This is a genomic window from Campylobacter sp. RM19072, assembly GCF_024723485.1.
Lineage (GTDB): Bacteria > Campylobacterota > Campylobacteria > Campylobacterales > Campylobacteraceae > Campylobacter > Campylobacter porcelli.
Genome location: NZ_JANQCU010000034.1, coordinates 1 through 3,168, shown reverse-complemented (window position 1 = coordinate 3,168; position 3,168 = coordinate 1). Strand labels below are relative to the sequence as shown.

At 33.2% G+C, this 3,168-nt stretch carries 3 protein-coding genes and 1 pseudogene; all 4 read left to right on the top strand.

Going from position 1 to position 3,168, the window contains the following annotated elements; genetic code table 11:
* Positions 1–385 (top strand): annotated as a pseudogene (locus CSUIS19072_RS08255) (glycosyltransferase); the annotation flags it as partial.
* Between the two features lie 234 nt (positions 386–619).
* The gene (locus CSUIS19072_RS08250) at positions 620–1,300 is read left to right on the top strand and encodes an RICIN domain-containing protein (RefSeq protein WP_086242671.1); all 681 of its coding nucleotides are present in this window, start codon (positions 620–622) and stop codon (positions 1,298–1,300) included.
* On the top strand, positions 1,297–2,118 hold the full coding sequence (locus tag CSUIS19072_RS08245) for a cytolethal distending toxin subunit B family protein (protein ID WP_086242672.1): 822 nt from the start codon (positions 1,297–1,299) through the stop codon (positions 2,116–2,118). Before CSUIS19072_RS08250 ends, CSUIS19072_RS08245 begins: the two co-directional genes overlap by 4 nt.
* Positions 2,115–2,858 carry a hypothetical protein gene (locus CSUIS19072_RS08240; protein ID WP_086293853.1) on the top strand — a complete coding sequence of 248 codons (744 nt, stop codon included), beginning with the start codon at positions 2,115–2,117 and terminating at the stop codon, positions 2,856–2,858. The genes CSUIS19072_RS08245 and CSUIS19072_RS08240 overlap by 4 nt, the downstream gene beginning before the upstream one ends.
* Positions 2,859–3,168: the final 310 nt, after the last annotated feature.

Here is a 3,168-nt window from a genome sequence, read left to right as displayed (position 1 = left end):
TACCTCCACCAACCTAACCGCCCAATCCCGCATCAAAAACCAGCTTTCTTATAAATTAGGTCAAGCTATAATCGATAATTCTAAAAGCTTATTAGGCTATATTAAAATGCCATTTATCCTAAGCTATATCAAAGAAACCCACCAAAAAGAGCAAAAAATCTATCAAGAAAAGATTAAAAATAATCCCAGCCTTAAGCTTCCGCCTCTTGAAACCTACCCTGATTATAAAGAGGCTATAAAATGTAAAAATCATCTAAGCTATAAGCTTGGAGAAGCCTTAATAAACGCTGATAAATCTAAATTTAAGCTTGGTTATCTATGGTTATGGTTTAAATGCAAACAACTCACCAAAGAGCATAAAAATTGTAAAATTAATGATAAATAACTTAGCTTTGATTTTATAAATTTAGTATTAATGTAAATCAACCCTCATTCAGGTAGCCTTATGCTACCTGAATAGTATTATAAAATATAGCTAACATAATTAAATTTAATATAAAACATATAAATATTAATCTATTTATAAAATATTTAATACCTCATTAAGTAAAATTATGCTAAGATAATTAAGATTAATTATCAATATTAATCCACTAAACTACTTATTAAAAGGAATTAGATGAAAAGAGTGATATTTCCACTTATAATATCTCTATTTTTTATATCTTGTGGTTCTAGTAAATCCCCATACGCACCACCTGTAATAGATGATAATTTAACTACAAACCCTATGAAATCTTTAGTATCTAATAGAGCTGATGTAGATAGTAACTTAAGCACTCCAAATGGTGCCCCGCTATTAAATCTATCCGCATCTCCAAGTCTTGGTTCTAAATCAGCTGCACTAACTATAATAAACCCAATGGGCGGCTCATCTATAACCATTTGGGCTTTAGCTGAGGGAAATTGGCTATGGGGCTACACCTTAGATAACTCAAAGGATTTTGGAGCGGCTAGATTTTGGCAAGTTATAAATCTAGGTAATGATATAGCTTTAATATCAAATTTCCTTACAAATACATGCATTCACGATGAAGGCAGTGGTATAACTCACCGCAGATGCGACCCAAATAATAAATCCCAGCAATGGCAGCTCTTTGCTATGGATAATGGAGCCATTCAGCTTAAATCCACAGCTTCAAATAAATGTATAACAACAGATCTTGGCTCGCTAGTCCAAACTGGTAGCTACTATAGTCTTGCTATGAGAGATTGTAATTTTAAGCCAAATTTTAATCAACAATGGGTATTTATCCCTAAAGCTTTACCAACTGAAGTACTATTAGGATACCAACAATGAAAAATATATTAATCTTATTATTTAGCTTTATAAGCCTATTTGCTAATATAGATGACTTTAAAACAGCTACTTGGAATATGCAAGGCTCAAGTGCTAGTAGCGAGGCTAAATGGAGTATTAGCGTAACTCAAATGTTCTCTGGTCAAAACTCCATTGATGTCCTAGCTATTCAAGAAGCTGGCACTCTCCCAGCCACAGCTGAGCCAACTGGAAGGGAGTTTAGAGCATTTGGTACTAGTGTAGTAGTAACTGAGCATGTGTGGAATATAGGCTCTAGGCTTAGACCAGATCTAATATTTGTATATTTTGCTAGGACTGATGAGGGTGGTAATAGAGTAAATTTAGCTCTAGCTAGTAGAAGACAAGCTGATGAAGTATTCTTACTTCCGCCTCCAACTACAGTCTCAAGACCTATGATTGGCATTAGGATAAATAATGATGCGTTTTTTAGTATTCACGCTTTAGCAAATGGTGGAGCTGATGCTTCAGCTATTGTGCATAATATAGATCTATTCTTTCAAAGCTCCCCAACTCTAGCTAGCACTAACTGGATTATAATGGGAGATTTTAATAGAGAGCCAGGAGAGCTTCTTAGCTCATTTGAGCTTGAGTTAAGACTTAGAACTAGAATAATTACAAATAACGCCATCACTCAAATAAGTGCTAGAAGAACTCTAGATTACGCTGTAGTAGGTAACTCCAATCGTGCAGTGTTTCCAGCTCCATTACCACCAATATCAGCTAGCACATTCTTTAGTGGATTTAGAACTCACATAGCAAGTGACCACTTCCCTGTAACATTTAGGAGATTTCCATGATAAAAACTCTAAAAATATCTTTAATAGCTCTAATATCTATATTTATCGTTAGTTGTGCCTCAACGCCAAATAAGACATTTTTAAAGCTTGATGGCTCACAAGGCTTTGCTGGAGATATAAGCAAAGCCCCAGATGAAACAAAAGCCCCAGATAGAGCTCCATTATTAAAAGATGAAAAAACACAAACACCAATCTTAACTAGCTCAAACAACCAAGATGGGTTTGATCCATTTACCTTGCCTCTAAGCCTAAGATCCCTTGATACAGGTATGCCTTTGGTGGTAAATTTAGGTAAATCAGATGAAACCTTTAATTATAACCTAAGAGAGATTAAGGCATTTGAACCAACTATAATTAGCGAGATTAAAAGGGTTGATAGCTTTGCACATTTAAGCCTTGAGTATGTTCAGTTTGTATCAGCTAATGATATAAATGAGTGCTTAGGAATTGATGAGAGTGGATTTTTTACTTTAAAAAATTGTATTGGGGATTTAGATAGAAAGAAATTTGAAACTGTATTTCAGCTAATACCTCTACTAAGTGATGCTGTAGAGATAAGATCACTAGTCTTAGGTGGTAAAGAGTGTATAAGCACATTTTTTAACCCAAATTTAGAGCCATGGCAAAGAGTGGGAATATTAAAATGTGAATTAAGAGAGGGATTTGGTGTAGATTTGCCAAAGCTTTGGGCTATAATGCCTGAGATTAGAGAGGCTGCCGTTTTACAACCGCTTGATTAGATTTGATACTGATCAAATCTATAAAAGCAGATGTTGTTATTTGACTGTTATTATCTGGCTTAGTTGGTTTATATTTTTCAGTTTAGTTTATTTTTATTCATTTAGTTAGTTTATTTAGTTTAAATTTTATCTACTCATCTTATATTTTTAATAAAAAGTGGCAATCTCCACTTTTTATTTAGTTTATTTATAATTATTTCTCTTAACTCTATACCATATTAATTTATCATAATAATAAAAATTAATACTCTATAGGTGGTGTAAATTTGTTATTATAAATTAAAATTTAAATAATGGTTATTTAAGTTGC